At 38.2% G+C, this 9,729-nt stretch carries 3 protein-coding genes and 1 pseudogene; all 4 read right to left on the reverse strand.

Annotation, left to right across the window (positions count from 1 at the left end):
- Window positions 1-24 precede the first annotated feature (24 nt).
- Window positions 25-4,272 (reverse strand): T9SS type B sorting domain-containing protein, encoded by a 4,248-nt coding sequence (locus tag RH82_RS17785; protein ID WP_052158265.1) that lies wholly within the window; start codon window positions 4,270-4,272, stop codon window positions 25-27.
- Window positions 4,269-5,411, reverse strand: coding sequence for a hypothetical protein (locus tag RH82_RS08340; protein WP_034059725.1), 1,143 nt, complete (start codon window positions 5,409-5,411; stop codon window positions 4,269-4,271). Before RH82_RS08340 ends, RH82_RS17785 begins: the two co-directional genes overlap by 4 nt.
- 14 nt (window positions 5,412-5,425) lie before the next feature.
- Window positions 5,426-6,721, reverse strand: a complete 1,296-nt coding sequence (locus RH82_RS08345) for a hypothetical protein (RefSeq protein ID WP_156112439.1) — start codon at window positions 6,719-6,721, stop codon at window positions 5,426-5,428.
- Window positions 6,666-9,729: pseudogene (locus RH82_RS18565) on the reverse strand (hypothetical protein); the annotation flags it as partial. The gene RH82_RS08345 and the pseudogene RH82_RS18565, both read right to left, overlap by 56 nt.

Here is a 9,729-nt window from a genome sequence, read left to right on the forward strand (position 1 = left end):
AGCATCTACCTCCTATTTACTTAATTATCTTTGAATGTATAAATAACCTGCTTTACTCTTATCTTCTTTACCATTATTGTAATTAAGTATATAATAATAAGTTCCTGATGGTAATTGCTTTTCTACTTCTATAGTTACTCTACCGTTAGATTCTCCTGCAAAGTACTTCCCATTTTGACCATATCCTTTCATTTCATATACGACTACTCCCCAACGGTTAAATATTTTAACAGTATTATTTGGGTAAAGTTCAATATTATTAATGACAAATATATCATTATCTCCGTCTCCATTTGGTGTGACTGCATTAAATATTTCAATATCATCACCTGGCACAGTTGAACCATCAAACTCTAAATAGTCTGGTAAACCATCTCCATCACTATCAAATGCATCATCACCAAAACCGATTCCATCACCATTTGGATCTGGATTTTCATCAATGGTTAGAATCGCATCACCATCATCATTATCATCTAAATAATCTGGTATTCCATCTCCATCTGTATCATCATCAGTTGGGTCATCATTTCCAGTCGGGTCTACAAATCCATCACTCACATCTACATCTGCATAATCTTCATTAATGGTATCTACACCATCGTTATCATCATCTGTATCATTAAAGTTAGGAAGTCCATCACCATCTGTATCACCATAAGTAATCTCTACTCCATTAGGTACGTTATCGAAATCACAATCTAAAGCATTCCATTCATCTGATTGCGGTAATGTTACGTCATCAATTTCAAGACTACATGGATCTTGGAAATCAGTTCCATTTCCATCATCTGTTCCATTTCCATCAGGATCTACTTCATCTCCGTTTGTTACTCCGTCGCCATCACAATCAGCATCTGTCCAATTTGAGTTAGATAAATCTACTGGATCACATGGACCTATTGGTGGTGGTGGTGCAATTTGTGGTGAATACCCATCATCGGTTGTAGATGTTGTTCCTACTACTACTATTACCGTTTCTGGATCTGACCCTATTGTGGTTAAAGTATCTGATATATCTGTTGGCAAGGTTGTCTCATCAACATCTATGGTAGCTTCTCCTTCAGGAATATCTAATGCTATCCAACTTCCATCCACTTCTGTTATTACTAAATTAAATGTTCCATCTATATCTGTAATGATAACAGATACTCCTTCAATTCCATCTTCTCCTGGATCTTGAATTCCATTGTCATTAGTATCTTCGAATACAACTCCAGCTAAATCTCCAAAGAATGTTGGTTCATCTTCAATATCGTCATCTAAGATTGTTACTGTCCCACTTGGATTAGTGTTACTCGTGTTACCACTTGTAACTGTTCCATCAACTGTAAAGTCTTCTGAAGTTTCAATAATAGTATCATCTGTAATTGGTATTACAACATCTACACTTGTGCTTCCTGCTGGAATAATTACCGTTATAGTTGTTTCTGTATAATCTAATGATCCTGCTGTACCGGTTGTTGTTACAATATCAACTACAGTAGGCACAGTACTTGGTGCATCGATTGTTACTGGGACAGTTACTGTTCCATCACCTTCATCAACTGTTACTGAACCTATTGTTATAGCAATACATGCTTCTCCTGTTACATCCCAAACACAAGTTGTTGTATTAAACGTTGCTGTTTGTAAGCATTCTACTATTGGTTCTAATGGTTGTGTACCTGCAACATCCCAAACACAGGTTGCATCGTTAAACGTTGTCGTTTCCCAACATGCTGTTACAGGTTCTACTGGTTGTGTTCCGGTGACATCCCAAACACAGGTGGTATCATTAAACGTTGCTGTTTCATAACATGCTGTTGCTGGTGCTAATGGCTGTGTTCCAGTGACATCCCAAATACAAGATGTATCATTAAACGTTGCTGTTTCGTAACATGCTGTTATTGGTGCTACTGGTTGTGTTCCGGTAACATCCCAAATACAAATTGTATCATTAAACGTTGCTGTTTCGTAACATGCTGTTATTGGTGCTACTGGTTGTGTTCCGGTAACATCCCAAATACAAGTTGTATCATTAAACGTTGCCGTTTCATAACATGCGGTTGTTGGGGCTGCTGGTTGTGTTCCAGTGATATCCCATATACAAGTTGCATCATTAAACGTTGCCGTTTCAAAACACGCTATTGTTGGTGTTACTGGTTGAGTACCTGTTACACTCCATGAACAAGTTGCTGTATCAAATGTTACTGTCTCATAACATGCAATTACTGGCTGTGCTGGATTATTAGATACTGTCAAATTCAATACTTGATCACCTTCACAATTCACTCCCGGAATAGTTAATCCTGTTTGTGCTGTAGTATAGGTCTCTCCATTTGCTGCCCAGATATAAGTTCCTCCTAAACAAATATTTTCATTTGTTACAATTGGAGCTGGCGGTGTTCCAGTGATATCCCAAGCACATGTTGTATCATCGAATATTGTCGTTTCCCAACATGCTGTTACTGGTTCCACTGGCTGAGTTCCGGTGACATCCCAAACACAAGTTATATCGTTAAACGTTGCTATTTCATAACATGCTGTTGTTGGTGTTATTGGTTGTGTTCCACTAACATCCCAGGCACAAGTTGTATCATTAAACGTTGCTGTTTCATAACATGCCGTTGTTGGTGCTAATGGTTGTGTACCGATTACATCCCAAACACAAGTCAAATCATTAAACGTTGTCGTTTCGTAACATGCGGTTGTTGGCGCTACTGGCTGCGTTCCTGTAACCTCCCAAGCACAAGTAGTATCATTAAATGTCGCTGTTTCGTAACATGCGGTTGTTGGGGCTACTGGTTGTGTTCCTGTTACATTCCATGTACAAGTTGCTGTATCAAATGTTGCTGTTTCATAACATGCAATTACAGGCTGTGTTGGATTATTAGATACTGTCAAATTCAATACTTGATCACCTTCACAATTTACTCCTGGAATAGTTAATTCTGTTTGTGCTGTAGTATAGGTCTGTCCATTTGCTGCCCAGATATAAGTTCCTCCTAAACAAATATTTTCATTTGTTACAATTGAAGCTGGTGGTGTTCCAGTGACATCCCAAACACAAGTTGTATTATTAAACGTTGCTGTTTCGTAACATGCAGTTGCAGGTGCTACTGGTTGAAATCCAGTTACATCCCAAGTACAAGTCGAATCATTAAACGTTGCTGTTTCGTAACATGCGGTTGTTGGTGCTACTGGTTGTAATCCAGTTACATCCCAAGTACAAGTCAAATCGTTAAACGTTGCTGTTTCGTAACATGCGGTTATTGGTGCTACTGGTTGTGTTCCGGTTACATCCCAAGTACAAGTCAAATCATTAAATGTTGCCGTTTCATAACATGCGGTTGTTGGTGCTACTGGTTGTAATCCAGTTACATCCCAAGTACAAGTCAAATCGTTAAACGTTGCCGTTTCATAACATGCGGTTGTTGGTGATACTGGTTGTAATCCAGTTACATCCCAAGTACAAGTCAAATCGTTAAACGTTGCTGTTTCGTAACATGCGGTTATTGGTGCTACTGGTTGTAATCCAGTTACATCCCAAGTACAAGTCAAATCATTAAATGTTGCCGTTTCGTAACATGCGGTTGTTGGTGCTAATGGTTGTGTTCCTATTAAATCCCAAGTACAAGTCAAATCATTAAACGTTGCTGTTTCGTAACATGCGGTTGTTGGTGCTACTGGTTGTAATCCAGTTACATCCCAAGTACAAGTCAAATCATTAAACGTTGCCGTTTCGTAACATGCGGTTGTTGGTGCTAATGGTTGTAATCCAGTTACATCCCAAGTACAAGTCAAATCGTTAAACGTTGCCGTTTCATAACATGCGATTGTTGGTGCTAATGGTTGTAATCCAGTTACATCCCAAGTACAAGTCAAATCGTTAAACGTTGCCGTTTCATAACAAGCTGTTATTGGTGCTACTGGTTGTGTTCCTGTTACTTCCCAAACACAAGTTACTGCATTAAACATTGCTGTTTCGTAACATGCGGTTATTGGTGCTACTGGTTGTGTTCCTATCACATCCCAAACACAGGTTACATCATTAAACATTGCTGTTTCATAACATGCGATTGCTGGTGCTAATGGTTGTGTACCGATTACATCCCAAACACAGGTTACATCATTAAACGTTGCTGTTTCATAACACGCTGTTATTGGTGCTACTGGTTGTAATCCTATTACATCCCAAGTACAAGTCAAATCGTTAAACGTTGCCGTTTCGTAACATGCGGTTGTTGGTGCTGCTGGTTGTAATCCAGTTACATCCCAAGTACAAGTCAACCGTTAAACGTTGCCGTTTCATAACATGCGGTTGCTGGTGCTGCTGGTTGTAATCCAGTTACATCCCAAGTACAAGTCAAATCGTTAAACGTTGCCGTTTCATAACATGCGGTTGCTGGTGCTGCTGGTTGTAATCCAGTTACATCCCAAGTACAAGTCAAATCGTTAAACGTTGCTGTTTCGTAACATGCGGTTATTGGTGCTACTGGTTGTGTTCCTGTTACATCCCAAGTACAAGTCAAATCGTTAAACGTTGCTGTTTCGTAACATGCTGTTGTTGGTGCTAATGGTTGAGTTACGCCACGTATCCAAACACAAGTTGTATCATTAAACGTTGCTGTTTCGTAACATGCTGTTATTGGTGCTAATGGTTGCGTACCTGTTACATCCCATAAACAAGTTACTGTATTAAACGTTGCCGTTTCATAACATGCTGTTGTTGGTTCTAATGGTTGCGTACCTGTTACATCCCAAACGCAAGTCGTATCATTAAACGTTGCTGTTTCGTAACATGCGGTTGTTGGTGCTAAAGGCTGTGTACCTGTTACATCCCAAACACAGGTTAATGTATTAAACATTGCTATTTCATAACATAATGTTGTTGGTTCTAAAGGTTGAGTTCCCGTTACATCCCAAACACAAGTCAAGTCATTAAACGTTGCTGTTTCAAAACATGCGGTTGTTGGTGCTAAAGGCTGTGTACCTGTTACATCCCAAACACAGGTTAATGTATTAAACATTGCTATTTCATAACATAATGTTGTTGGTTCTAAAGGTTGAGTTCCCGTTACATCCCAAACACAAGTCAAGTCATTAAACGTTGCTGTTTCAAAACATGATGTTATTGGTGCTAAAGGTTGTGTACCTGTTACATCCCAAACACAAGTTAATGTATTAAATGCTGCCGTTTCATAACATGCCGTTACTGGTGCTACTGGTTGTGTTCCGCTTATATCCCAAACACAAGTCGTATCATTAAACGTTGCTGTTTCAAAACATGCTATTATTGGTTCTAATGGTTGCGTTCCTGTTACAACCCATACACAAGTTACTGTGTTAAATGCTGCGGTTTCATAACAGGCGGTCACTGGTGCTAATGGTTGCGTTCCTGTTACATCCCAAACACATGTCGTGTTCATTAAACGTTGCTGTTTCAAAACATGAGATTATTGGTGCTACTGGTTAGTGTTCCGGTTACAACCCATACACAAGTTACTGTGTTAAATGCTGCGGTTTCATAACAGGCGGTCACTGGCGCTAATGGTTGCGTTCCTGTTACATCCCAAACACATGTCGTGTCATTAAACGTTGCTGTTTCAAAACATGAGATTATTGGTGCTACTGGTTGTGTTCCGGTTACAACCCATACACAAGTTGTATTGTTAAACGTTGCCGTTTCATAACATGCCGTTGCTGGTGCTGTTGGTTGTGTTCCAGTTACTTCCCATAAACAAGTTGTATTGTTAAAAGTTGCCGTTTCAAAACATAAGGTTATTGGTGGTAAAGGTTGTGTTCCGGTTACATCCCAAACGCAAGTTATGTCGTTAAACGTAGTTGTTTCATAACATGCGGTTGGTGGTTCTACTGGTTGGGTTCCCGTTACTTCCCAAACACCAGTCAAATCATTAAAAGTTGCTGTTTCATAACAGGCTGTTGGTGGTTCTACAAGCAATTTACATTGAATACCAAAATCTAATGTATTATCAACTGGTTCTATTGCTGATAACTCTGCTAATTTAACACCATCTGTTGTTAAACCGCAAACCTCAATTGATTCCAATTTACTTGAATTACTTGATTTAAGAACCCCAGCTGATGGCAATACTTTAACCAATCCACTTTCTCTCATTAAAACTGCTGCTGCTTCTATACCCGGTTCAAAATCAAACATTGCCTCATATTCACCCCATGCATTTAATGGAGCTCTAGTACGCCAATAACCTTGAATCCCTATTATTATCTCTTTTGAGAAACCATTTGGTCCAGTTACATAAATATTAGGAACAGTTATAGTTGTACTACCAAAACCTGCTGCGTTTAACTCTCCTTCATTATTAGCTCCTTCATAACTACCATCGCCATTGAAGTCAATCCATTCATAAGTACTATAATCTACATATCCGTTTGAATCAGGAATGTTTTCTGTTACAACTCCGTCATCGTTGGCATCATACCATTCATCTTGTATCCCATTAGCATTAATATCATACCAAACCAAATTTCCAAGAACGGGCAGGTCTGTTTTATTATATGAAAAATCCTTTACTTCATAATTACAATTATTAATAAATAAGAAACTTAAACTTGGCGATACATTATACAAATCATACGCTGTGTTTAAATTAGCATCCTGAACCTGAATAATATAATCTCCAGGAATAAATCCAGTAAAATTATAATATCCATTTGCTCCAGTCACCATCATTAATATTTGTCCCTTCAGTACCATTATTTGGTATCAAAGTTACAGGAACATTTGCCAATGGAGTATTTGTATCATCGTTCATTATAATCCCTGAAATTTTAGTTGAATTACATATCACATTTACAGTAACAACCGCAGTATCACAATTACCTGCATTTGCAATTTCACATATGCTATAGGTTAAAGTATATTCACCTTCCGGGGTTCCATCAAGTACATCAATAGATCCATCAGGATTCAAAGTCACATAACCTGTAACATCAGCAGCAACAATTGTAAGGGTGACATCGTTCGGGTTAACTAGAGTATTATCAAGTGTATCATTATCAAATACATTTATAACATTTGTTAATCCATTTATACCATTAACATTACTTACGGTATCATCGACAGCATCTATTGGATTATCACAATCTGATATTACCGAAATAGTTACATCCCAAATACAAGTTTCAGTGTTGAACGTTGCCGTTTCAAAACACTCTGTTGTTGGTTCTAAAGGTTGAGTTCCTGTTACATCCCAAACACAAGTTATATCATTAAACGTTGCTGTTTCGTAACATGCTGTTATTGGTGCTAGAGGTTGTGTACCAGTTACACTCCAAACACAAGTTATATTGTTAAACGTTGCCGTTTCATAACATGGTGTTGTTGGTGCTACTGGTTGTGATCCTGTTACATCCCAAACACAGGTTAATGCATTAAATACTGCCGTTTCATAACATGCTATTATTGGTGCTAGAGGTTGCGTACCTGTTACAACCCATAAACAAGTTACTGTATTAAACGTTGCTGTTTCATAACATGCTGTTATTGGTTCTAAAGGTTGAGTTCCTGTTACATCCCAAACACAAGTTATATCATTAAACGTTGCTGTTTCAAAACATGCTGTTATTGGTGCTAGAGGCTGTGTACCAGTTACACTCCAAACACAAGTTATATTGTTAAACGTTGCTGTTTCGTAACATGCTGTTGTTGGTGCTAATGGTTGAGTTCCTGTTACATCCCAAACACAGGTTACTGTATTAAACATTGCTATTTCATAACATGCTGTTGTTGGTTCTAAAGGTTGAGTTCCTGTTACATCCCAAGTACAAGTCAAATCGTTAAACGTTGCCGTTTCGTAACATGCTGTTATTGGTGCTAATGGTTGCGTACCTGTTACATCCCAAACACAGGTTACTGTATTAAACATTGCTATTTCATAACATGCTGTTGTTGGTTCTAAAGGTTGAGTTCCTGTTACATCCCAAACACAAGTTGTATCATTAAACGTTGCCGTTTCATAACATGCTATTATTGGTGCTAGAGGTTGCGTACCTGTTACAACCCATAAACAAGTTACTGTATTAAATGCTGCTGTTTCATAACATGCTGTTATTGGTTCTAAAGGTTGAGTTCCTGTTACATCCCAAACACAAGTTATATCATTAAACGTTGCTGTTTCAAAACATGCTGTTATTGGTGCTAGAGGCTGTGTACCAGTTACACTCCAAACACAAGTTATATTGTTAAACGTTGCTGTTTCGTAACATGCTGTTGTTGGTGCTAATGGTTGCGTACCTGTTACAACCCATAAACAAGTTACTGTATTAAATACTGCTGTTTCATAACATGCTGTTATTGGTTCTAAAGGTTGAGTTCCTGTTACATCCCAAGTACAAGTCAAATCGTTAAACGTTGCCGTTTCGTAACATGCTGTTATTGGTGCTAATGGTTGCGTACCTGTTACATCCCAAACACAGGTTACTGTATTAAACATTGCTATTTCATAACATGCTGTTGTTGGTTCTAAAGGTTGAGTTCCTGTTACATCCCAAACACAAGTTGTATCATTAAACGTTGCCGTTTCATAACATGCTATTATTGGTGCTAGAGGTTGCGTACCTGTTACAACCCATAAACAAGTTACTGTATTAAATGCTGCTGTTTCATAACATGCTGTTATTGGTTCTAAAGGTTGAGTTCCTGTTACATCCCAAACACAAGTCGTATCATTAAACGTTGCTGTTTCGTAACATGCTGTTATTGGTGCTAATGGTTGAGTACCTGTTACAACCCATAAACAAGTTACTGTATTAAACGTTGCCGTTTCATAACATGCTGTTGTTGGTGCTAAAGGTTGAGTTCCTGTTACATCCCAAACACAGGTTACTGTATTAAACATTGCTATTTCATAACATGCTGTTGTTGGTGCTAGAGGTTGAGTTCCTGTTACATCCCAAACACAAGTTGTATCATTAAACGTTACTGTTTCGTAACATGCTGTTATTGGTGCTAGAGGTTGAGCACCTGTTACAACCCATAAACAAGTTACTGTATTAAATGCTGCTGTTTCATAACATGCTGTTATTGGTTCTAAAGGTTGAGTTCCTGTTACATCCCAAACACAAGTCGTATCATTAAACGTTGTTGTTTCAAAACATGCTGTTATTGGTGCTAGAGGTTGAGTTCCTGTTACATCCCATAAACAAGTTACTGTATTAAATGCTGCTGTTTCATAACATGCTGTTATTGGTTCTAAAGGTTGAGTTCCTGTTACATCCCAAACACAAGTCGTATCATTAAACGTTGCTGTTTCAAAACATGATGTTATTGGTGCTAGAGGTTGTGTACCAGTTACACTCCAAACACAAGTTATATTGTTAAACGTTGCTGTTTCGTAACATGCTGTTGTTGGTGCTAATGGTTGAGTTCCTGTTACATCCCAAACACAGGTTACTGTATTAAACATTGCTATTTCATAACATGCTGTTGTTGGTTCTAAAGGTTGAGTTCCTGTTACATCCCAAGTACAAGTCAAATCGTTAAACGTTGCCGTTTCATAACATGCTATTATTGGTGCTAGAGGTTGAGCACCTGTTACAACCCATAAACAAGTTACTGTATTAAATGCTGCTGTTTCATAACATGCTGTTATTGGTTCTAAAGGTTGAGTTCCTGTTACATCCCAAACACAAGTTATATCATTAAACGTTGCTGTTTCGTAACATGCTGTTATTGGTGCTAGAGGTTGAGTTCCTGTTACATCC

The organism is Lacinutrix jangbogonensis (assembly GCF_000797445.1).
GTDB lineage: Bacteria > Bacteroidota > Bacteroidia > Flavobacteriales > Flavobacteriaceae > Lacinutrix > Lacinutrix jangbogonensis.